At 63.8% G+C, this 23614-nt stretch carries 16 protein-coding genes; 7 read left to right on the top strand and 9 right to left on the bottom strand.

Features of this window, described 5'->3' with window-relative positions:
• Positions 1-51: 51 nt before the first annotated feature.
• Positions 52-549: a ribonuclease E activity regulator RraA gene (rraA, locus tag GTP45_RS07325; RefSeq protein WP_161013199.1), complete on the bottom strand. Its 498-nt coding sequence runs from the start codon at positions 547-549 to the stop codon at positions 52-54.
• A gap of 37 nt (positions 550-586) precedes the next feature.
• Positions 587-1813: an MFS transporter gene (locus tag GTP45_RS07320; protein ID WP_161013198.1), complete on the bottom strand. Its 1227-nt coding sequence runs from the start codon at positions 1811-1813 to the stop codon at positions 587-589.
• Positions 1814-1901: 88 nt separating this feature from the next.
• On the opposite strand from GTP45_RS07320, the gene GTP45_RS07315 reads away from it, so the two are divergent.
• Complete coding sequence (locus tag GTP45_RS07315; RefSeq protein ID WP_161013197.1) at positions 1902-2696, top strand: helix-turn-helix transcriptional regulator; 795 nt, start codon at positions 1902-1904, stop codon at positions 2694-2696.
• Positions 2697-2796: 100 nt separating this feature from the next.
• On the top strand, positions 2797-3714 hold the full coding sequence (locus tag GTP45_RS07310) for a GGDEF domain-containing protein (RefSeq protein ID WP_161013196.1): 918 nt from the start codon (positions 2797-2799) through the stop codon (positions 3712-3714).
• 6 nt (positions 3715-3720) lie between these two features.
• Here the strand turns inward: GTP45_RS07310 and clpB are convergent, their stop codons facing one another.
• The 7 genes from clpB to GTP45_RS07275 all read right to left on the bottom strand — a co-directional run bounded on the left by clpB (position 3721) and on the right by GTP45_RS07275 (position 14759).
• The gene (clpB, locus tag GTP45_RS07305) at positions 3721-6318 is read right to left on the bottom strand and encodes an ATP-dependent chaperone ClpB (protein WP_161013195.1); all 2598 of its coding nucleotides are present in this window, start codon (positions 6316-6318) and stop codon (positions 3721-3723) included.
• Positions 6319-6360: 42 nt separating this feature from the next.
• A complete protein-coding gene (gene moaE, locus GTP45_RS07300; RefSeq protein ID WP_161013194.1) occupies positions 6361-6819 on the bottom strand; it encodes a molybdopterin synthase catalytic subunit MoaE in 459 nt (152 codons plus the stop codon).
• Complete coding sequence (locus tag GTP45_RS07295) at positions 6816-9230, bottom strand: DUF349 domain-containing protein (protein ID WP_161013193.1); 2415 nt, start codon at positions 9228-9230, stop codon at positions 6816-6818. Before GTP45_RS07295 ends, moaE begins: the two co-directional genes overlap by 4 nt.
• A gap of 78 nt (positions 9231-9308) precedes the next feature.
• Positions 9309-9917, bottom strand: a complete 609-nt coding sequence (locus GTP45_RS07290) for a hemerythrin domain-containing protein (protein ID WP_229258366.1) — start codon at positions 9915-9917, stop codon at positions 9309-9311.
• 227 nt (positions 9918-10144) lie between these two features.
• Positions 10145-12550, bottom strand: coding sequence for a bifunctional acetate--CoA ligase family protein/GNAT family N-acetyltransferase (locus GTP45_RS07285; protein WP_161013191.1), 2406 nt, complete (start codon positions 12548-12550; stop codon positions 10145-10147).
• Between the two features lie 5 nt (positions 12551-12555).
• Positions 12556-13545 (bottom strand): DUF2804 domain-containing protein, encoded by a 990-nt coding sequence (locus GTP45_RS07280; protein ID WP_161013190.1) that lies wholly within the window; start codon positions 13543-13545, stop codon positions 12556-12558.
• Positions 13542-14759 (bottom strand): winged helix-turn-helix domain-containing protein, encoded by a 1218-nt coding sequence (locus GTP45_RS07275; RefSeq protein ID WP_161013189.1) that lies wholly within the window; start codon positions 14757-14759, stop codon positions 13542-13544. The genes GTP45_RS07280 and GTP45_RS07275 overlap by 4 nt, the downstream gene beginning before the upstream one ends.
• 135 nt (positions 14760-14894) lie before the next feature.
• Between GTP45_RS07275 and GTP45_RS07270 the strand changes: the two genes are divergently transcribed.
• From GTP45_RS07270 to GTP45_RS07250, 5 genes are all read left to right on the top strand, one after another.
• Positions 14895-17531, top strand: a complete 2637-nt coding sequence (locus tag GTP45_RS07270; RefSeq protein ID WP_161013188.1) for a sensor domain-containing diguanylate cyclase — start codon at positions 14895-14897, stop codon at positions 17529-17531.
• Between the two features lie 66 nt (positions 17532-17597).
• A complete protein-coding gene (locus tag GTP45_RS07265; protein WP_161013187.1) occupies positions 17598-18824 on the top strand; it encodes an exonuclease SbcCD subunit D C-terminal domain-containing protein in 1227 nt (408 codons plus the stop codon).
• Positions 18821-22747, top strand: a complete 3927-nt coding sequence (locus GTP45_RS07260) for an AAA family ATPase (protein ID WP_161013186.1) — start codon at positions 18821-18823, stop codon at positions 22745-22747. Before GTP45_RS07265 ends, GTP45_RS07260 begins: the two co-directional genes overlap by 4 nt.
• Positions 22748-22788: 41 nt before the next feature.
• Positions 22789-23292 carry a putative metalloprotease CJM1_0395 family protein gene (locus GTP45_RS07255; RefSeq protein WP_161013185.1) on the top strand — a complete coding sequence of 168 codons (504 nt, stop codon included), beginning with the start codon at positions 22789-22791 and terminating at the stop codon, positions 23290-23292.
• Between the two features lie 43 nt (positions 23293-23335).
• Positions 23336-23545, top strand: coding sequence for a hypothetical protein (locus tag GTP45_RS07250; protein ID WP_161013184.1), 210 nt, complete (start codon positions 23336-23338; stop codon positions 23543-23545).
• Positions 23546-23614 lie beyond the last annotated feature (69 nt).

Below are 23614 nucleotides of genomic sequence, written 5' to 3'. Positions count from 1 at the left end.
CGGCAGCGATTGTGTCGCTGCCGCTTCCCGTTTTGCACACCGAATCCCGTACTACGGCACCAGTTTTTGCTGCGCGATGAGCACGCCATCGGCATCGGCATAGACCCAGTCGCCAGGATTGACCGGCACGCCCGCGATGTGAACCCGCACATTGCGCTCGCCCACACCCTTCTTGCTGCTTTTCTGAGGGTGAGCGGCCAGTGCGCGCACGCCGATGTGGCACGCGTTGATTTCGTCGGTATCGCGGATGCAGCCATCGACGATGATGCCGGCCCAGCCATTGTCCTGCGCCAGCAAGCCCAGTTGGCCGCCGACCAGCGCGCGGCGCAGGCTGCCGCCACCATCCACCACCAGCACGGCGCCGTCGCCCGGTGTCTCCAGGGTCGAGCGCACCAGCGCGTTATCCTCGTGCACTTTCAGCGTGACCACGCGACCGGAAAAGCGCGTGCTCTTGCCGTAGTGCTGGAACACCGGCGGCAGCACGGCCAGGCGGCCGTCCTCCAGCAGGTTGGCGTTGTCGTCGCATAAATCGGTGGTGGCAAAGCTCATCGTCATCCTCTTGCATAGTTGTTAAGATGACTTCATTCTATGCGGTTTTCGGCACGGCGGTCACGCGGCTGTTGCTGCCCACGCCCAGCGCCGTCAAAATTACCAGTGCCTGGAAGATGCCGATGACGACAAACACGCCGGCCGGATGCCGCGCGTCCATCACCATGCCAAACAGCGCTGCGCCTACCGCCAATCCGCTATCCAACCCGGAGTAGACCACGCCGAACACGCGGCCGGTGGCATTGGCAGGCGCCGCGCCGCGTATCATCAGATCTCGCGACGGGCCGGAAATGCCGGTCACCAGCCCGATCAAGCCCATCAGCACCACCGCCACCCACGCCGGCACCACCGCCGCTGCCAGCACCATCGCCAGCACGGCCGCCGTCGCGAATGCAATCATGATGATGCGGTCGTGATTGCGGCTGCCCGCGCCGAGGAAGCCGCCATACACCATGCCCGCCGCCGAGGCGATCATGTAGCAGGTGTAGGCCGAGGTTGCCGTCGCCAGCGACATGCCGTACAGGCTCACCAGGCTGGTGGCGGCAAATGTCTGGACGCCGGCCAGCGCCACCGCGGAAATGAAGAAGAAGGCAAAGCACAGCCACACCACCTTCAGCTTGAGGAAGCTGAACGCCCCCTCGCCGCCGCCGGCGGCCCGCGCGCCGGCCATCGGCGCCGCAATCGGCTCGGGCCGCAGCGCGTGGCGGTTCCAGACCAGCAGCGCCAGCACCAGCAACGGCAACAGGGCCGCGCACAGCAGCGCGGTGCGCCAGTCGGTACGCGCCGCCACGAAGGTCAGGAACAGCGGCGACATCGCCCAGCCGATATTGCCGCTGATGCCGTGCACCGAGAAGCCATGCGCCAGCCGCGCCTTGGACACGCGCTGGTTGAGCAAAGTGTAGTCGGCCGGGTGGAACACGCTGTTGCCGCAACCGGCAAGGAACGCGCCCAGCATCAGCTGCGCATAGCTGTGCGCGCCCGACAGCAGCACCGCCGACACGCCCAGCAGCGCAATTCCGCTGCACAGCACGGCGCGCGCGCCGAAGCGGTCGACGACGAAGCCAGCCATGGCCTGCCCAACGCCGGAAACCACGAAGAAAATCGTCATCAGCAGCCCCAGCTCCGAGTAGCTAAGGCCAAATTCCGGCTTCAGCCAAGGAATCAGCGCCGCCAGAATGACGTGATAAAAGTGCGAAGTGCCATGCGCCAGCCCGACCAGCGTAATCACGCGGGCGTCCTGGCGCAGCAAAGTGGTGTCGTTCATGCTGCTCTCTCCTGTTGTTTTCACAAGTTTAAGCAATTTGGCGCCGTCTGATTTAAGATAGAGGGACAACTTTTATCGCATTTCCGCCATGGCTATCCCCATCGTCAACCACACCCGCTTCGACTGGGAACTGGACGCGCCCACCGCCGCCCAGCCGATCATGATCGCCGGCCGCGACCTCAAGGCCAGCGCCGTGATGCAGCCGCATCACCACGAATGGGGCCAGCTCACCTACGCCGTGCATGGCGTGATGCGGGTCGAAGCCAACAGCAGCAGCTGGATCGTGCCGCCGCAGCGCGCCGTCTGGATACCGCCCGGCGTCGTCCACGGCACCATCGTGCTGGAAAACACCCACTTGCGGCCGATGCGCGTCTACGCCGGCCGCGCGCCCTTCCCCGGCAACGACTGCAAGGTGCTGGAACTGTCGGCCCTGCTGCGCGAGCTGCTCCTGGCGCTGGAGGAGCACGACCGCCAGGAGCAATCGCCGCGCGAACACCTGCTGATGGAAATGATCCTCGATGAAATCCCGCGCTGCGCCGAGCACGCCATCCGCGTGCCGCTGCCGGCCGACAAGCGCCTCAAATCGCTGTGCGACGCCCTGATCGCCGACCCCGGCGCCGAGCTCACCTTGGCCGACTGGGCCGCCCAGGTCGGCGCCTCCGAGCGCACCCTCACCCGATTGTTCGAGCGCGAGCTGGGCATGCGCTTTGGCCACTGGCGCCAGCAAGCCCGGCTGGCGCACGCCGCGCCGCTGATTGCGCGCGGCACGCCCTTGTCACAGGTGGCGGCGGAACTGGGCTACGCCAGCCAGTCGGCGTTCTCGGCCATGTTCCGCAAAACCTTCGGCTGCTCGCCCTCCTCGTTCTTTAAAAAACAACAATAGTAACCACCTGTTAAGTTTTCATTTTTTCTGCCGATAACGTGAGCTTGGAGAAAAGTACGGTACATTAGTGGAAACTCATCAAATAGAAAATCGATATCGAATGGCGGACCTGTCCCTCTTCTCAAACGACCAAATTGCAGCGCTGCTGTCGGCGCTGCCGGACCCGGCATTCATTCTCACCCGCAGCGGCCGCTATGCCGCCATCTTCGGCGGCACCGACAGCCGCTACTACCACGATGGCAGCGGCTTGATCGGCAAGTCGATTGCCGACGTGCTGAATCCGGAGAAAGCAGCGTGGTTCCACGCGCAGATCGCCATCGCGCTGGCTTCGCAGGGCTTGCACGTGGTCGAGTACCCGCTGGCCGCCGGCGACGTCAAAGGCGTAGGCGCGGACGGCCCGATGGAAACCATCTGGTTTGAAGGCCGCGTGCAGCCGCTGGAATATCAGGTGATGGATGAGGACGCCGTGCTGTGGGTAGCCAGCAATATCACCGCCAGCAAGAAACTGGAAGCGCTGCTGCGCATGCAAAGCGAGACCGACGCGCTGACCGGCCTGGCCAACCGCCGCAAGCTGATGAGCGGGCTGACCGAGCATTTCGAGCTATTCGCCCGTTACAAGACGCCAACCTCGGTGCTGATTTTCGATATCGACCACTTCAAGGGCATCAACGACGAGTACGGCCACCTGGCTGGCGACAAGGCCATCAGCACCACGGCCGAAGTCTGCCGCCGCGAGCTGCGCGCCACCGACTTCCCGGCGCGGCTGGGTGGTGATGAGTTCGTGGTATTGATGCCGCATACCGGCTTGGAGCACGCCATGACCATCTCCGAACGCTTGCGCGTGAAAATTGCGGAAGGCTTGCGGGAATTGGGCTCGCTGGGCCGCGGCGCCACCATCAGCGGCGGCCTCAGCGAAATGACGTTGGGCGACACCTCTTACGAGGAAGTGCTGAAACGCGCCGACGATGCGCTGTACCGCGCCAAGCGCGACGGGCGCAACCGCATCGTCAGCGAGTAGACCCGCTTAGTTGAAGCTCAGATTCCCATCCAGCGCATCAACGTGGATGGTGTCCTTCGGCCCGAACTTGCCCTGCAAGATCAGCTTGGACAGCGGATTTTCAATCTGCTGCTGGATCGCGCGTTTCAGCGGACGCGCGCCATACACCGGATCGTAGCCAGCCTCGGCAATCTTGTGCAAGGCCGCGTCGGTGACGTCCAGGCCGATATCCATCTTGGCCAGGCGCTTCTCCAGAATACTCAACTGAATCCGCGCAATCGCGCCGATGTTCTTCTCATCCAGGCCGTGGAATACCACGATTTCATCGATACGGTTGATGAACTCGGGACGGAAGTGCGAACGCACCTCGGCCATCACCGCCAGCTTGACCACGCCCGGATCCGAGTCTTCCATCGACTGGATTTTATGCGAGCCCAGGTTGGAGGTCATGATGATGACCGTGTTCTTGAAGTCCACCGTGCGGCCCTGCCCGTCCGTCATGCGGCCATCGTCCAGCGCTTGCAGCAGCACGTTGAACACATCCGGGTGCGCCTTCTCCACCTCGTCCAGCAGGATCACGCTGTACGGCTTGCGGCGCACGGCCTCGGTCAGGTAGCCGCCCTCGTCGTAGCCGACATAGCCCGGCGGCGCGCCGATCAGGCGGGCCACCGAGTGCTTCTCCATGAACTCGCTCATATCGATGCGGATCAGCGATTCTTCCGTATCGAACAGGAAGCCGGCCAGCGCCTTGGTCAGCTCGGTCTTGCCGACGCCGGTGGGGCCCAGGAACAGGAACGAGCCATACGGACGATTCGGATCAGCCAAGCCGGCGCGTGAACGGCGGATGGCGTCGGCCACGGCGCTGATCGCCTCATCCTGCCCGACCACGCGGTCGTGCAGCTTGTCTTCAATGTGCAGCAGCTTCTCGCGCTCGCCCTGCATCATGCGCGAAACGGGAATACCGGTCGCGCGCGACACCACCTCGGCGATTTCTTCCGAGCCGACCTCGGTGCGCAGCAAGCGTTGCTTCGGCGGCGTATCTTTTTCCAGCGACACGCCTTTGGCCGATGCGGCTTCGGCCAGCTTGAGCTCGGCCTCCAGCTGCGGCAAGCGGCCATACTGCAATTCCGAGACGCGCTGCCAGTTGCTCTCGCGCGTGGCTTGCTCCATCTGCTGCTTAATCTGCTCGATTTCTTCCTTGATGTGGGTACTGCCCTGCACCACGGCTTTTTCGGCCTTGAGGATTTCTTCGAAGTCGTTGAGTTCGCGCGTCAGGCGCTCGATTTCCTCGTCGATCAGTTCCAGACGCTTGCGCGAGCCCTCGTCTTTTTCCTTCTTGACGGCTTCCTTTTCGATCTTCAACTGGATCAGGCGGCGTTCCAGCTTGTCCATGACTTCCGGCTTGGAGTCGATCTCGATCTTGATCTTGGCAGCGGCCTCGTCAATCAGGTCGATGGCCTTGTCGGGCAGGAAGCGGTCAGTAATGTAGCGGTGCGACAATTCAGCCGCCGCGATAATCGCCGCGTCCGAAATGGCCACCTTGTGGTGCAGCTCGTACTTGTCCTGCAAGCCGCGCAGGATGGCGATGGTCGCTTCCACGGTCGGCTCGTCTACCAGGATTTTCTGGAAGCGGCGCTCCAGCGCGGCGTCCTTCTCGATGTATTTGCGGTACTCGTCCAGCGTGGTCGCGCCGACGCAATGCAGCTCGCCGCGCGCCAGCGCTGGCTTCAGCATATTGCCCGCATCCATGGCGCCATCGGCCTTGCCGGCGCCGACCATGGTGTGCATCTCGTCGATAAAGACGATGGTCTGGCCTTCGTCCATGGCCAGTTCCTTCAGCACCGACTTGAGGCGTTCTTCAAACTCGCCGCGATACTTTGCACCGGCGATCAGCGCGGCCATATCCAGCGCCAGCACGCGTTTGCCTTTCAAAGAATCCGGCACCTCGTTGTTGACGATGCGCTGAGCCAGGCCTTCCACGATGGCGGTCTTACCCACGCCAGGCTCACCGATCAGCACCGGATTGTTCTTGGAACGGCGTTGCAGTACCTGGATGGCGCGGCGGATTTCATCGTCGCGGCCGATCACCGGGTCGAGTTTGCCCAGGCGGGCGCGCTCGGTCAGGTCGAGCGTGTATTTTTTCAGGGCTTCGCGCTGGCCTTCGGCTTCTTGCGAGTCCACCTTGGCGCCGCCGCGCACGGTGTCGATGGCGGCTTCCAGCGATTTGCGGGTCAGGCCGTTTTCACGCGCCAAGGTGCCGGCGTCCGACTTGTCGTCGGTCAGCGCCAGCAGCACCATTTCGCTGGAAATGAATTGGTCGACGCGCTTTTGCGCCTCTTTATCAGCCAGATTCAGGACGGCCACCAGCTCGCGGCTGGCTTGCACGTTGCCACCGGTGCCGGAGACCTTCGGCAGGCGCTCCAGCGCGCCGGTCAGCGCCTTGGTCAGGCCGCCGACATTGACGCCAGCGCGCTGCAGCAGCGAGCGGGCGCTGCCGTCGTCCTGATTCAGCAGCGCGGTCAGCAGGTGCACCGGCTCGATGTATTGATTGTCGTTGCCCACGGCCAGACTTTGCGAGTCCGAGAGGGCTTCTTGAAGTTTGGTGGTAAGTTTGTCGTGACGCATGGGTGTTGCTCCGATAAATTTAACTTATCGCTTACATAGGAGCTACTTCCACTTATTCAAGGCCGCATCATCACTTACCCGGGCATCGACCCAGCGCGCGCCGTCGGGCGTCTGCTCTTTTTTCCAGAACGGCGCCTCGGTCTTGAGGTAATCGATAATAAATTCACAAGCCGCAAACGCTTCGCCCCGATGGGCCGAGGTCACGGCCACCAGCACGATCTGATCCTTGGGCTTGAGCGGGCCGACGCGGTGGATCACCAAGGCGCTGAAAATCGGCCAGCGCTGCTTTGCCTGATCGATAATATTGCTGATCGACTGCTCGGTCATGCCGGGGTAATGCTCGAGCTCCATTTCCGACACCGTTGCGCCCTCGTTCAAGTCACGCACCGTGCCGACAAACGTCACCACGCCGCCAACCTTGGGATAACCGGCGCGCAGCTGGGCCACTTCCGTGGACAGATCGAAATCGTCGGTCTGGATCCGAACTTCATTCAAGCTCATGCGCGCTCCGAAGCGCCGATGCGGCGGAACAGCTGTTCGATGCGGCTGGCGGTACGGGCGTCGGCCAGGGCCGGCATGGCGCACAGTTGCAAGTAAGCGGCGCTGGCCGACTGCGGCTTCTGGCCCGATTTCAGCGACGATTGCAGCACTTCCACTTGCATCTTCAAACGCTCGCGGGCGAACTCGGCGCCGCTGTCGACGCCGGCGACGATTTCAAGGCGCAGGATTTCGTCCAGCAGCTTGGCGCGGTTGCGCTCCAGTTCCTGCGCATAGGCGTCGCGCTTGCCGTCGGTGGCGGACAAGGCGGCGTTGAAGCGGCCTTGCAGCGCGCGCTCGTAGTCGTTGCCCAGCGATGGCAGCGCCGACCACTTGGCTTGCCAGTCGGCGGCGTCGATGGCGTCGCCGTTCGAGCCGATCGCGCTTTCCAGCGATTGGCACAGGCGCAGCTTGTCGCGCAGCGCGTTGGCCTGGGCGGCGCCGGCGCGTTTCTTAATGGCGTCCGCCTGCGCTTGCACTTTGCCGACCGCGTTGTGGTAGCGCTGGTTGATACGTGCCTCGGCCGCGCGCGGCACGGTGCCGGTGGCGTGCCATGCGGTCGCGGCGTCTTTCAAGGCCTGGGCAATGGCGGCCAGTTGCGCCTTGTCTTCGCCGCTGAAAGTGGCTTCTTCGAGCTGCTTGCAGATCGCCTCGCGCGCGTGCAGATGGGCTTTGCGCTCGTGATCGGCAGCGTGGGCGGTTTCCTTGCGCTTGGCGAAGATGGCGTCGCACGCGGCGCGGAAACGCTGCCACAGCGCTTGCTCCACCTTGCGTTCCAGTGGCAGCGCCTTGGCTTGCTCTTGCCAGCGCTCTTGCAGGCGGCGCAGCTTGTCCAGCGTGTGGCGGTCGGATGGCTCCAGCGCTTCCGCTTCCACGATCAGTTGCTCGCGCTTGGCGGCTTCGATCTTGCGCTGGTCGGACAGCGGCGCCAGCATGCCGGCCAGCACCTTGTCGAAGGTTTGGTCGAGCTTGCGCTTTTCCTTGCGGTCGATGGTGCCGAGGCGGCCCCACATCTGGCGCAGGCGCTGGCCGGCAGCGGCGACGTTTTTCAGATCGGCGCCACCGGCCGCCACCGATGCGGCCAGCGCTTCGGTTTCCGTGATCAGGGCTTGGGCCTTGGCAGCGTTGGCGTGGCGTTCGTCGGCCAGGTGCTTGAAGTGCGCGGCGGCCGGCGCGTAGGCGCTGGTGCAGGCGGCGTCGAAACGTTCCCACAGCGATTTCGGCGCGTGGCCGGAGACGGCGTCCAGCTGCTTCCAGCGATCGCGCATGCTGCCGACTTTCTTGGCCAGTTCGCTCATCGGCAGTTTTTGGGCTGGCAGATCTTCCACGGCCTTGACCAATTCTTCGCGCGAGACATTACCGCCCCAGCGCGCCCAGTCGCCCAAGCGTTTCAACTCGGCGCGGACGTGGTTCAGGTGCTCGGTTTGAGCATGGCTCAAATGCGTCTTGTGGTCACGCAGCCATTTGTCGTGCTCGGCAGCGATGTGCAGTTGGCCGTGCTCCAGCGCAGCCTCCAGCGCTTCCAGTGTTTCGAGGAATTTCTTGTCGGTTTCTTTCGGTGCAGGTTTGGATGGTTTGGCCGCAACCGGCTTGGCCGGTGCAGCCTCCACCGCTGCCGGTGCGGCAACTGGCGCCGGTTCAGGCGCCGGTGCTGGCTTCGGCGGCGTCGCCAGCGTGGCGCGCGTTTGCTCCAGCGCTTGGGCGAAATCACTGAGCAAATGCCGCGGCAGCGCATTGTGTTCTGGCGCTTCCTGGTAGCCGCTTTGCGCGGCAACATGGCGCTCCAGCGCCTGCAATGCCTCTTCCGCCGGCAAGCCCGCTTGCGGCAATTTGCGCACCGCCGCCATCGCATCAATAATGGTGCGCTGCAAATTGACCTGCGCCTCCAGGCGCGCCGCCAGCGCTGCGCGCGCAGATGCGTACTGCCCGGCCAGCGACGGCACCTCGGCCACCACCTGCCACTGGCGATCCAGCTCCGCCACCTGGTTCGGCGTCAGCTTCTCGTCCTGCAACAAGCGTTGCGCGACATCCAGGCACGCCTGTGCTTTTTGTTGCTCTGCTTGCTGGTAGCGGATCGCATCCAGGCGCCCCTGCATCAGCTTGGCAACGCGGCGATCGGAATTGCGCACCGCCTGCAACACCTGCTCCAGGGCAGCTTGCGTGTGCACGTGCTCAGCGGCTGCCTGCCGCACGCCGGCAAATTCGCTCTCTAATATGAGGGCAACCGCGGCCGCCTCATTGCCGTTGAGGCTGGCGGCGCGCAGGGCCTGCTCATCACGGCGGTTAGCGGCGGCCGCATCCGGTTCCGGCGCCGCTGCCGGCGAGGATGGGATGGCCGATGTTTCGTTGGCACGCTTAAAGAGGAATTCAAACATGGTGCGCTATGGTGATGGCTAAAACCACCATCATAGCAGCGCAGGAGAAATTTGCCCTGCGAGTGCGCTACAGGGTGGTTATTTCATAATGACATCGTCTCGCGACGACTGCCGCTGCGGCCGTGGCACCGGCCGGCTCGGCGCCTCTTCCAGCTTAACGATGGGCAGCACTTGCAGGCCGGGAATCGAGATCTGGCCGTCGTCAGTCTCGCCGCCCGGTAGTGCGCGGCGGCGCGCCGTTACCTGCGCCGCTTCGGCCGGCGGCAGGCCGGAGCGCTTCATTTCATCGAGATGCTTATCGTGCATCATCAACTGATTGGCGATCGAGAACCAGGTTTCGCCGGCAATGGCGTTGCGCGCCAGCGCGAACAGCTCCTGCTCCTCTTTCTCCAGCCGCTTGAGCAGCGAGGCGCAGAAGGTGTCGATGCTGTCGCATACCTCGCTGACCTGCTCGTCGCGCACATCGGCCAGCGCGCCCAGCTTGTCTTGCAGCAGGCGGATCGAGGTCAGCGCGGCCTGGTTCAGGCGGTTGAGTTCATCGAGCAAGTGATCGGCGCGCTCGGTGGCGTCGCGCAGCGCCGGGATCAGATACATCTCGGTTTTGCGCCAATGGCAGGCTTGATACAGGGTGTTGAGGTTTTCGCAAGCATATTCCAGCTGCGACAGCGTCATGCTGTTCTGTTGCATGAGCGTGCTGCGCATATACTTCTGGAACGATAGCAGGCTGAGACGAACGCTCGCCTGCTCGACCGATAAAGCAACCAGAGTATATGTGGCGGTCAACATTCTTCTGACTCCCAAGGACTAGTGTGGTGGAAGTAAAAGTGTAAAGATTCCCGACAGTGATGCTTTGACCTAGCACAAACCCCGAGCCATGTCGTTAACCCAAATATATATCAAGCGCAACGCGAACGCTATCGCAAAGGCAGTTGTAAACGCACCATTCCTGCTTCAGGATGCGGCAATACCACGCCGCCGAAATGCCGTATCAGTTTTTGCACGCCGCCGTTCTCCGATAAAGCATCGCCAACGATCTCGCGCGTGCCGTTGGCGCGGAAATAATCGACCAGCTTCTGGAACAAAATGTAGCCCAGTCCGCGTCCTTTCAAATCGGAACGCACGATGATGGCGAACTCGGCCGATTGGTTGTCAGGATCGGTCACGGCACGCACCACGCCCAGCGTTTCCGGCTCGCCGGCCGCATTAGGACGGGTGGCGATGAAGGCCATGGCGCGGTCGTAGTCGATTTGCGTGAGCCGCGCCAGCTGGGCCGGCGGCAGTTCGCGCATGGCCGAGAAAAAACGCAGGCGGACGTCATCCGGCTCCAGGGCGCTGAAAAAGACCTGGTGCTGCGCGCCGTCTTCCGGCCGGATGGGACGCAGCAGAATTTGTCCACCGCCCCAATCCACGCGTTCTTCCAGCTCTTGCGGATACGGGCGGATCGCCAGCGCAGCGCGCCGCGCGCGTGCTTTCGCCAACTGCATGCGCGCCCCCAGCGCCACCACGCTGCCGCCGATTGCCAGCAGCGGGTTGAGATCAAGCTCGGTTAGCTCAGGCAAATCGGCCACCATATCGGCCACTTGCACCAGCGTGCGGATCAGCGCCTCGGCATCGGCGGCGGTTTGGCTTTGCGCCAGCAGGCGCGAGACGCGGGTGCGGCTCACCATATCGCGCGCCAGCGCCATGTTCAGCGGCGGCAGCCCGGCAGCGCGGTCGGCCGCCACGTCGGCTGCAATCCCGCCCTGTCCGAAAAACACCACCGGCCCGAACACCGGGTCGTGGCTAATTTGAATCCGCGCCGCCGCCAGCGTGGCGCCGGTCAGCGCAGCTTGCTGCGGTGTAGCCAGTGCGAGGCCGTAAGCGGCCATCAACGCGCGCGCATCGGTATCGGATAGCTCGGTGCGTCCGGCTGCCAATGCCGCTTGCACCAGGCCACGCGCCGTCGAACGCTCGCCGGCGCTGGTGGTCGGCAGGCCGGCCGGCACTTCCATCAGCAGTTCTTGATTGCGGCGGTATTGCGCAATTTGCAGGAAGCCGTTGACGGCTTTTTCCGGCGTGTCGTAAGTCGGCAGGCCGGCGTCGGCAAACACCTGGCGCGCTTGCGCCACCGAGCCGCCGCCCAACCAGCAGGACAAAACATTCTTGTTCGCGGCTTGCATCAAGGGCGCAACCGCAGTCGCAATCAAGTCGCTTGCCACCATGGCGGTCGGCGCGTGCAGGAACAGCAGCGCATCGGCTTGCGGTTCGCGCAGCAGCGCTTCGACCGCGCCGGTGTAATGTTCGACCGCCGCATCGGCCAGGAAGTCCAGCGGATTGGTTTGCGGTGCGCCCATTTGCAGCAGGCGCCTGCTGGTCTCCGGCGACAACGGCGCCAATTGCGCACCGCTGCACGCCAGCGCGTCGGCGGCGATCAAACCGAGGCCGCCGCCGTTGGTCAGCACCGCCAGGCGCTCGCCGCGCTGCGGGCGCTGGCGCGCCAGCGTTTCAACGGCGTCGAACAAATCCTCGGTTGAGTACACGCGCAGCATGCCGGCGCGGCGGATCGCTGCGTCGAACACCAGGTCTGCACCGGGCGCTGCATCGCGTCCGACTTTCAAAACGATGACCGGCTTGCCGCGCGCCGCCAGGCGGCCCGCCGACATGAATTTGCGCGCGCTGCTGACGTGTTCTATGCACAGCAGGATCGCCTCGGTGTCGGCATCGGCGGCCAGATAATCGAGCAAATCGCCAAAGTCCACGTCGACGCCGTCGCCCATGGCGACAAAGCGCGAGAAGCCGATGCCGCGCTGTCCGGCCCAATCCAGCACCGCCGTCGCCAGCGCGCCAGATTGCGACACGAAAGCCAGCTTGCCCTTCCCCGCCGCCATTTGCGTGAAGCTGGCGTTGAGCCCCAGCGCCGGCGATTGCAGGCCCACGCTGCCGGGGCCGAGGATGCGCAGCAGGTAAGGCTTGGCGGCATCCAGCATCGGCGCGCGCAAACCGCGCCCGCCGGTATGGGCCGGATCGGCCGTCATCATGATGACGGCCTTGGTACCGGCCTGTCCCAGTTCATTAATTAAGCCGGCCACCGTGGCAGGCTGGGTGCAGATGATGGCCAGGTCGGCCGCCGCCGGCAGCGCACTTACGCGCGGATAGCACGGCATGCCGCGCAGCGTATCGTGCTTGGGATTGACCGCCCACACTTTGCCGCCTTCGCGCACAAAGTCGCCGTCCAGCAGGTTCGCCAGCACCCGCGTGCCGATGCGCTGCGGATTATCCGACGCACCGATCACGGCCACCGAGCGTGGTTGGAACAGGCGGTCAAGATTACGAATGCTCATGGAATTTACCAGCGCGATGAATGATCTTCAGTCACGCCCATCAACTGCGTGACCATGCGTTTGGGCTGATCCGGCGCACTGCGCACCCAGCCGCTGAAAGTGCCGATCGGTTGCAGGTAGCGGCTGGCCGCCACTACCATCTTCTTATTGTCGCGGCGCGCGCCTTCCGGCACAAATATCAGGTCCAGCATATCGTCTTCGGTAAAAATATGCCACTGCGACAGCGCATCCTTTTTATCGTACAGGAAGTGGGCCGGCGCCAGCGCAATCAAGTCGCCGTCCAGCCACAGCGCATTTTCATGCGCGCCGAAATAGCCGGCTTGCAGATTGAAGCCCAGCTCCATATTATGCGCCGAGGCCCATCGCCAGTCGGTATTGCGGGCCAGCAGACCGTTGGAATAGTCAAAGCTGGCCACGCCGCCATCGAGCTTGTACTCTTCGCGCCAGGTGCGTACTTCGCCGCGCAGCGGCATGGCCGACGATTTCTGGGTCGCGTGCACCGAACCTTTTTCGATAGGCCCGGTGGCCAGCAGCAGCGGCGACGGGCTGGGGCCGAAGCTGGCGTCGATCTCAAGGTAGTCGCATTGCAGCGTTAATTGATAGCTGCCGTCGCCCTGCGCATTCACCGCGATATGGGCGCCCTTGGCCTTGAAGCTGCTCGATTCGCCCGCGTGGTTCGCCAGCTTGGCCGACACCAGCGGCAAGCCGTCCTGCGAAAAATTGGCCAGCATGTCGCCATCGCGGCGGTCAAACGCATAGGCAAAGGCAGTGCTGATCCAGCCCAGATCCACGATCGCCACCGCGCAGAACACCTCCTCCGTGCACAGCGCCACGTAGTGCCAGCGCTTGTGGTGAAAACGCCGCCACAAGGGGCTGCGGGCAAACGGCTTGGCCAGCTGGCTCCAATCGATATTGCCGACTTGGCCGGCAAAGCGTCCAAACAGCGGTTGTCCGTCTGCGGCCAACAGGCTGGCAGGTGCGGCGGGCAGGGTCATGCAACTTCCTTTTGTATGAGCGCGCCGAAACTGGCGGGCGTCGCTTGTGTTATCTGGATGTGCGGGCATTCGTGCCAATCGGCGAGCCGCTGCAAGGCGCCGGCGATGTCCCGCGTGAAGCGCTCGCTGACGCGCACGCCCAGCTCCAGCACCAGTGACTTCAATTCGAATACGCCGTCGCGCCGGTGCGCCTTGGCGTCCACCCGGCCGACCAGCGCACCGCGCCGCAGAATCGGCAGCGTGAAGTAGCCATACTTGCGCTTTTCAGCGGGCGTGTAGCATTCCAGCCGGTAGTCGAAGTTGAACAATTCCTGCGCGCGGCGGCGATCCCACACCACCGGATCGAACGGCGACAGGATGGTGGTCAGGGTCGGCGCCAGCGCGCCGGCGGCGGCTTGTTCCAGCAGTGCCGCGTGATCGGGATGGACATAAATCGGGTCGTCCCAATCGTCCACCCACGCGCGCAGCAAGGCACCCTGCTCGACCAGCGTTTCAGGATCGAGGCGCGGCGGCCGGGTGCGGAAGTAGTCACTGATCCAAGCGGCGCGCGCGCAGCCCATGGCTTTCACGGCCTTCAGCACCAACTCACGCTGCACGTCGTCCTTGGACTGCAAATGCTGGCTATCGTCCCAATGCGGCAGCACGCGCTCGGCCAAATCGTAGATGCGCTGGAAGTTGTGGCGGGCGGCGATCATCAGCGCACCGGTGGTGAACAGCACTTCCAGCGAACGCTTCTCCGGCTTCCAGCTCCACCAGCCGCCGCTTTGGCCGTCGGCGCGTTCAAAGTCCGAAGACCGCGTCGGCCCGTTGATGCGGATATGCTCCAGTACCGCCTCAACGTCGGCGCGGCGCTCCCTCATCCACGTGGCCGAATACTTCCAGCCCATGGCCTCGGGATCGAGCATGCGATGGCGATACAGGCCGTAATCTTCGACCGGCACAAAGCAGGCCTCGTGCGCCCAGTATTCGAACAACTCGCCGGCGGCCAGCGCCTGCTCCAGCCATGGTTGCGGATAGTCGCCCAGGCGGCTCCACAGCACCAGGTAGGGGCTGCGCGCCACCACGTGTATGGTATCGATTTGCAGCACGCCCATTTGCCGGATCGCTTCCAGCAGGTCGGCTTGGCGCGCCTTGCGGCGGCGCGGCTGTAACAGGCCTTGCGCCGCCAGGTGCAGCGCCCGCGCGGCGGGCAGGCTCAATATCGGTTCGGTCATGGCCCTATTCTAATAAAGAAATCAACATTGCCTGTGATCGAAATACGACTTTTTTCACGCCTTTCACGCCAAAAGGGATATTTCCGTGCAGAATAACCGCAGAGTCATCCGCCCAATGAAGAGGACCATCAACCGATGCGTGATTTTCTCCGTCGACTATACCGCGCCATCCTGCTGCCCGCCTTCGGCGCTGCGCTGCTGGTCTTCACATGGTCGTCGGTGGCGTACCAGGTACGGCAAGAGAAGCTGACGGCCCGTCACGAAGCGGTCTTGCATAGCCAGTCGCTGGCGCGCACGCTGGCCGAACACACCAATCACCTGCTGCGCCAGACCGACCACGCCACCCAGCTGTTCAAGCTCAAATACGAGGAAACCGACGGCCGTTTGCGGCTGGCGGAATTCGCGCGCAAGAACGGCCTGCTCGATTCGCTGCTGCCGACCAAGCTCGATCTGCCGATGGCCATCCTCAATCACCAGGGGCTGGTCATCGACAGCATGAACGGCTACTTCGCGCCGGATCTCAAGTACACCCAATTCTTTTATAGCCATTCCACTAACACGGCCGACGTGTCGCAGGTCTCCACCCCGGTGGTCGATAGCCGCACCAAGAAATGGCAAATCCAGATCTCGCGCCGCCTGAATAATGCGGACGGCAGCTTCGCCGGCGTGATCCTGGTGATGATGGATCCGGCCTACTTCGTCGAAGATTACGACCGCCTGAACGTCGATCCCGGCGGCGCGGTGATGCTGATCAGCCGCGAGAACGGCATGTCCTCGGCCCGCATCGACGACCAGATCATGATCAGCGATAGCATCGATTTCAGCGTGGCGCAGGCCAGCAACAGCCAGCCCGGCGAGGAAATGCTGCTGAAACGCCAGTTCGACGCGATTGAACGGATTTACGGCTACACCGAAATGCCGCGCTTCCTGCTGATGGCGGTAGTCGGCAACCCGGTCGACAGCGCGATGGCCCGCTTTGAACGACGCCGCAACATTTACTACGGCGCCGCCATCGTCGCCTCGGGCTTGGTGCTGATGTTCGTCTACCTGTTGATGCAGCAGGCGCACCGCCTGCGCCGCAGCACGCGCATGGTGATCGAGGCGCAATTGATGCTGCGCGCCGCCGCCGACGCCAGCCTCGATGCGGTCTACCTGTTCAAAGCCTGCCGCATGCGCGGCGCGCGCCGTGAAATTCTCGACTTCACCATCGCCGACCTGAATGAACGCGGCGCGCAGCTGCTAGGCTACCGCAGCGCCGACATCAAGGACAAGCGCCTGATCGAGGTACTGCCGGAGCTGCACTCCAAGGGCTTTGTAGAAAAATACCGCCACGTGCTGGAATCGCGCCAGCCGCTGGAAGAAGAATTCCAGGTCGATTTCCTGCCCAACCGCGATGTCCACTGGCTGCACCACCAGATCGTGCCGATCACCGACGGCGTGGCCGTCAACGTGCGCGACATCACCTCGCGCAAGGAAACCGAGCTGGCGGTGCGCCAAAATCAGGCCGAACTGGCTGCCGTCAACGACGCCTCCCCGCTTGGCCTGCTGCGCGCCGATGCCACCGGCCACTGCACCTACGTCAACCGCACATTTGAACTGATCACCGGCCTGACGCGCGAGGAAGCCGTCGGCGATGCGTGGATGCGCGCCGTCCACCCGCAAGACCGCGAGGTGCTCAAGGCCGCGCTCAAGCACATGGCCGTCACCCGCGCGCCCTACCAGGATACGCTGCGCTGCGTACACCCGGACGGCATGATCGTGTGGGTGTCGTTCAAGATCGCCGCGATGCAGGTGGACGGCAAGGTGTATGGCTACGTCGGTACGGTGGACGACATCACCCATATCCGCAAATCGGTCATCGCGCTGCGCGAAAGCGAAGCGCGCCTGCGCACCATTGCCGACACGCTGCCAGCCATGGTGGCCTACATCGATGCCGAGCAAACCTACCGCTTCCACAATCTGGCCTACGAGCGGGAATTCAACCGCACCGGCACCACGGTACTGGGCCGCACCATCCGCGAAACCATGGGCGAGGAGCGCTACGCCTTCCTTGAACCCTACGTGCTGCGCGCGCTGGCCGGCGAAACGCTGACCTTCGAAGAAGACGACAACAGCGAGGCCACCGAGCGCACCTACGAAGTAGTCTACATTCCGCAGATGGACGAAGATGGAACCACCGTCATCGGCTTCCACGTTATGCGGCAGGACATCACCACGCAGAAGCGCGAGAAGCAGCGGCTATTGCGCTTGTCGCAGGTCGATGCCCTGACCGGCCTGACCAACCGCGCCGGCTTCCTGCAAAAACTGCACGACTCCATGAACGCCGCGCGCGCCAACGGCAACCTGATGGCGGTGATGTACATGGATATCGACCGCTTCAAGCCGGTGAACGACACCTTCGGCCACGCGGTCGGCGACTCGCTGCTGAAGGCCTTCTCGGCGCGCTTGACCCACACCATGCGCGCCAGCGACACCATTGCGCGGCTGGGCGGCGACGAGTTCACCATCATCATGGAACGCATCCACCGGATAGACGACGCGGCGGCGCTGGCGGCAAAAATCGTCTCCGCCATGCAGGCTGACTTTGACCTGGACGGCACGGTGGTGTCCATCTCCACCAGCATTGGCCTGACGTTCTACCGCGACGAGGATATGAGCCCAGCCGAACTGCTGAACCGCGCCGACATCCTGCTGTACGAGGCCAAGCAAGCAGGCCGCAACACCTTCCGCGCCGGCCCGGCGCTGCTACAACCTGCAAGCAACGCGGCATAAATCAAACCGGGGACGGCCGGCTTGCGCTATATTGGCGCTTTTCCGGCTGTTTCGACTGAACTTCCCATGCGTTTGCTGCACACCTCCGACTGGCATCTCGGCCAATCCTTGCATAATTTTGAGCGTCATTATGAGCACCAGCGGTTTCTCGACTGGCTGCTGGACGCTATCGTTGCCGAGCAGGCCGACGCGCTGCTGATCGCGGGGGATATCTACGACAACGCCAATCCATCGGCGGCATCGCAAAAGCAGCTATACCGTTTTCTGCGTCTGGCCAAGGAGCGCGCGCCACGTCTGAACCTGATTATCATCGCCGGCAACCACGATTCGCCGGGCCGGCTTGATGCGCCAGGGCCTTTGCTGGAAGCGCACGGCACGCGCGTGATCGGCGCTGTGCAGCGTAATGCCGATGGCGAGATTGATGTGGAATCGCTGGTGCTGCCACTGACCGGGCGCGATGGCGCGGTTGCGGCATGGTGCTTGGCCGTGCCGTTTTTGCGTCCCGGCGATGTGCCGCGCATCGCTGCGCAAGACGGCGCCGATCCTTACCTCGCCGGCATCGCCCTACTCTACAAGCAGGCATTTGAACTGGCGCAGTCGAAGCGGCAGGATGGACAAGCCATCATCGCCATGGGCCACTGCCACATGGTGGACGGCCAGATGTCCAGCGATTCCGAGCGCCGCATCGTCATCGGTGGCACCGAGATGCTGCCGGCCGGGATCTTCGATCCGGCCATCGCCTACGCGGCGCTGGGCCACCTGCACCTGGCGCAGAACGTTGGCAAGCAAGAGCACATCCGCTATTGCGGCAGCCCCTTGCCGCTGTCGTTCGCGGAGGTGAATTATGCGCACCAGATCCTGCGCATCGATCTGGATGGCGCGGCCGTGCGCGAAATCGCGCCGGTGCCGGTGCCGCGCGCAGTGGAGTTGCTGCGTATTCCGTCCAAGCCCGCGCCGCTGACGCAGGTGCTGGAAGAGCTGACGGCGCTATCGCCGCCGGAAGCGCCGCCGGAGCAGCAGCCATATCTGGAAGTGCGCGTGCTGCTGGAACAGCCGGAACCCGGCCTGCGCGCGCGCATCGAAGCGGCTTTGGATGGCAAGGCCGTGCGCCTCGCAAAAATCGAAACCTCCACAGCCGCCCGCGCCTCGTCCATCGATAAAGAGGTAATGACGCTGGATCAATTGGAAAAACTCAAGCCAGACGATATTTTCAAGCAGCTCTATCAACAGCGCTTCGGCAATGAAGCGCCGGCCGATCAACTGAGCGCCTTCGCGGAGTTGATGCTGCCATGAGAATCCTGAAAATCAGCGGTAAAAACCTGGCTTCGCTGGCCGAGGAATTCAGCGTTAATTTTGAAGCGGAACCTCTGGCTTCGACCGGCCTGTTCGCCATCAGCGGCCCGACCGGCGCCGGCAAGAGTACCTTGCTGGACGCGCTTTGCCTCGCCCTGTACGACGCCACACCGCGCCTGTTGCGCGTGGCCGGCCGCAATTACCTGGCCGACGTGGGCAACGAAACCGTCTCCACGCAAGACCCGCGCACACTGCTGCGCCGTGGCACGGCGGAAGGCTACGCCGAAGTCGATTTCGTAGGCAGCGACAACGCGACCTATCGCGCACGCTGGGCCGTACGCCGCTCCCGCAACAAGGCGGAAGGCATTTTGCAGGCGACCACCATGTCGCTGAAATTGCTGCCGTCCGAACAGCCTATCGGCGCGACCAAGACCGAGGTCAAAGCCGAAATCGAGAAGCGCATCGGCCTGTCGTTCGAACAGTTCACGCGCGCGGTGCTGCTGGCGCAGAACGAGTTTTCCGCTTTCCTTAAAGCCGAGGACAATGAACGCGGCGAGTTGTTGGAGACTTTGACCGGCAGTACCGTCTACTCCGAAATCTCGATCCGCGCCTTTGAGCGCAACAAGCTGGAACAAGCGGCACTGCAAAAACTGAATCTCCGCCTGGCCGATCAAAAGCCGCTGGGCAGCGACCAGCGCGCCGAGATCGAAGCGAAAAGCGCCGATGCCGCTGTAGCGCTGCAAGCGCTGGATCAGCAAAAAGCGGAACTGGAGCAGGAACTGCGCTGGCATCAGCAAGCGGAAAAACTGGCGCAGGACGAACAGGCCGCGCAACAAGCCGTCGCCGCAGCACAAGCCGACGTCACAGCCGCCGCGCCGCGCCATGCTGCACTGGCATTGATCGACGCCGTGCAGCCCGCGCGCCCGCTGGCTGACGATATCCGCCGCATTGATGCCGATATCGCCGGCACGCAGAACACCATCCTCACCAGCACGCAAAACATGCAGCAGGCCGCGCAGGCACTGGATCAGGCCAACACCGCTCTCGCGCAGTCGGCCACCAGCCAGCAGGAAGCCGAAGCTGCACAACGCGCTGCTGCGCCGCAGCTGGATCAGGCCAAGGCGCTGGATGCCCGCATTGAAGCGATGCTGCCCGCGTATCGCCAAACATCTGCAGCCTGCGAGAAGGCCGAGCAAGCCGATGCCGCCGCCAGGGCAGCGCTGCAAGCGAAGCAAAACGAGCAGGCCCGCCTGGCAGCGCAGCAGCAAGCAGGCATCGCGTGGCTGCAACAGCACAAGCACTGGAAGGCGCTGGCGCTGCAATGGGAGCGCTGGGATGTACTGTTCGTCCAGGCCGGCCAATCGGCTGCACGCGCAGATCAGTTGGCGTCCGGCCTCTCTCGCTTGCAGCGCAATGCGCAGGTCCACCGTGATGAGGAAGCTGACGCCAGCACCAAGCTGGCCGCCGCCGTCGAGGCACTGCAAAAGCTGGATCTCCAGCGCCAGCAGGCCGCGCAGGCCATGGCCGCGTATTCGGTTGAGCAGCTGCAAGCTGCACGCAGCAGCCATGAGCAGCGCCGCGATTTGCTGACCAGCGCGGAGAAAATCTGGCTCGACCTGGAAACGCGCCAATCGCGCCATGGCCAGATCGAGGCGCAATCAGTCTCCCTTCGCCAAACCATGGCATCCGCCGAGACGCAACTGGCGGCATCGCAGCAGCAAGGCATTGCCATCATGGCGGCGTTCTCGCAGGCCGAACGCGCGCTCAAGCTGGCGGAAGCCGCTTGCACGGCCAGCGTGGAATCGCTGCGTCAAACGCTGGAGGACGATACGCCCTGCCCGGTGTGCGGCGCGCCGGATCATCCTTATCGCCACAATGACGATAGCCTGCAAAACATGCTGCGCGAGTTCCAGTCGGATGTCGCAAGTTGCCGCCAGCAGATGGAGGCCAACGTCAACCAGCAAGCAGCGTACCGTGCCACTGCGCAGAGCAGCGCAGAGCAGTTGAACGTGCTCGCCATCGAGCAGCGCTCATTGGCGCAGGCGCTGGAGCGCGTGACCGCCGCATGGTCGGCACATCCGCTGCACGCCCAGCATGCGCAATCCGCTGTCGCGCTGCCGCCCGAGGCCGAGCGCACTGCGTGGTTCATCGCGCAGCTAACCGAAACGCACAAGGCGCTGCAAGCCGTCGAGCAGCAGGAACGCGCACTGCACGCGGCTCGCGTGGCACGCGATCAGGCGCAAGCCTCTTACGATCGCGCCGCCGCCGAGCATACGCGCTTGCAAACCGTGGCCGCCAGCGCGCGCACCGCGCTGGCGCAAGCCAATGCTGAGTACAAGGCGCTGGAAGAACAGCGCATCGAAGTCGCACTCACGCTGAGCGGCCTCCTGTCCGATCTGGACGCGGCCTTCAGCGGTGGCGATATTCCTAGCGAAGAGTGGAAAGAAGACTGGAAATCCGGCCCGGCGCGGTTCTACCAGGCGCGCCAAGCCGAAAGCAAACAATGGCTGGCGTATCGCACCGCTTACGATGAGCGTCTCGCCGCCTTGGCTGGCTTCGACGTCGAACTGAATGCGCTCAGCGAAGCGTTGACCAAAGCAGGCCAAGACGCCCTCGCCGCCCGCACTGCCTTCAACGCGGCCGATGCTGCGCTGAAGGCCAGCCAAGACCAGCGCATGTCGATGTGGGGCGGCAAAGAAGTGCGCGACGTCGAGGCTTCACTGCAAGCGGCTATCGATGCGGCCAAGGACCGCCACGCCGCCGCGCAAAACGCAGCACAACAAGCGGCGCAAGCGAAGGCACGCAACGACGAAGCCTTGGCGCAAGCAGGCAAGCAGCTCGCATCACTGCAAGCCGCCGCCAGCGCCGCCGCCGTGCGCCTGAACGACTGGCTGGCCGCATTCCAGCACCGCCAGCCCGACGCCGGCCTGCAAGATCTGCAGCACCTGCACGACCTGCTGGCCCGCTCCAGCGACGACATCCACGCCGAACGCGCCGCCCTGCAAGCCCTCGCCCGCGCGGCCGACCAAGCCGCGACCGTCCTGCAAGAACGCCAGCGCCAGCGCGAGCAACATCAGCTCACCGCCCCGCCGTCCCGCGTCGCAGCCGTGCCGCCCGCCCTCGATGCCGATGCGCGCAACGCGGCAAGCGTTACCGATGCCGCCGGCAGCCGGGAAACCGCCGACCTCTGGTTCGATGCCGAGCCTACGCCGGCCGAGCCGACCAACGACGCACCCGCCCCGGTCGAATCGCCTATCGCAGCCGTCACGCACGCCCTCAACGCCCTGCTGGTCGAACGCAGAACCGCCAACGACCACGCCACCGCACTGCAACTCGCTCTGGCGCAGGACGACGAGAAGCGCCGCCGCTCGTCCTCCATGCTGGCCGAAATCGAGCAGCAAGAAGCCATCACCCAGCGCTGGGCGCGCATGGATGACTTGATCGGCTCCGCCGACGGCAAACGCTTCCGCAACTACGCCCAGCAATTCACGCTGGACGTCCTGCTAGGCTATGCCAACGCCCACCTTAACCATCTGTCGCGCCGCTACCAGCTGGAACGCATCCAAAACAACGCCGCGCCGTCGCTCGCCCTGCTGGTGCGCGACCAGGACATGGGCGGCGAAATGCGCTCGGTGCACTCGCTCTCCGGCGGCGAATCCTTCCTGGTCTCGCTGGCGCTGGCCTTGGGCCTCGCCTCGCTGTCGTCCAACCGCGTGCGCGTCGAATCGCTGTTCATCGACGAAGGCTTCGGCAGCCTGGACGCCGACACCCTGCGCGTCGCCATGGACGCCTTGGACGGCCTGCAAGCGATGGGCCGCAAAGTCGGCGTCATCTCGCACGTGCAGGAAATGACCGAGCGGATTTCGGCCAAAATCCTCGTCCAGCCCTCGGCCGGCGGCCGCAGCACGATTAGCGTCATGTAAGCCGCGCCGGTGCTATCATGGTGCCTCCCAAAGGCACAAACATGAGCATCGGCGCCCTATCACCGAGTTCTATCAGCTACACGCCGGCGCGCGAACAGCCGCCGGTGCGGGAGCCATCGCCCCCAGCGGCTGAAAAAACCACCTCCTCCACCACCCAGCTCTCCGCCGAAGCCCTGGCGCTGATCGACCAACTCAAGGCCCGCGACCTCGAAGTCCGCCAGCATGAACAGGCCCACATGGCCGCCGCGGGCGGACTTGCCACCTCGGGCGCCAGCTACACCTACCAGCGCGGCCCGAACGGCGTCAGTTACGCCATCGGCGGCGAAGTCAATATCGACACCTCGCCCGGGGCCACGCCCGAAGAAACCATCCAGCGCGCCCGCACCATCCAGGCCGCCGCCCTTGCCCCGGCCGAACCATCAGGCGCCGACCGCTCGGTAGCAGCACAGGCGCAGCAAATGGAAGTGCAGGCCCGCGCCGAACTGGCGCAGCGCGCCTACGAAGCCGAACCGGCGGCATCCCCCACGCTCGATGTCTACGCCTGAATGATAAAATCGCGCCTTTGTATTTTTACACCGGCACCAGATCATGTTAAAAGCACCACGCTCCCTCACCTTTAAATGCGCCAAGTGCGCCAAAGCCGTGCAGGTTCGCCTGCAAAAAGTCTCGGCCTGCTCGCACATCCAGCCTTACGTCGGCGTTTGCGCCTGCGGCGAGGTGCGCCACCACGCCATCGGCCAGAAAGACGCCGTGGAATCCTACCTGGCGGCCCCGGAAGGCTGGACTCACCACCACTAATTTGCGCCGCGCCCTCAAGTAATCGGCTACGATACCGTTAAACAGTTGTAGAAGTACTATCAAACGGAA

Origin of the sequence: Duganella rivi, assembly GCF_009857435.1 — a bacterium.
Taxonomy (GTDB): Bacteria; Pseudomonadota; Gammaproteobacteria; order Burkholderiales; family Burkholderiaceae_D; genus Rugamonas; species Rugamonas rivi.
The sequence above is the reverse complement of the archived record's forward strand: the minus strand, read 5'-3'. Positions and strand labels throughout refer to the sequence as shown.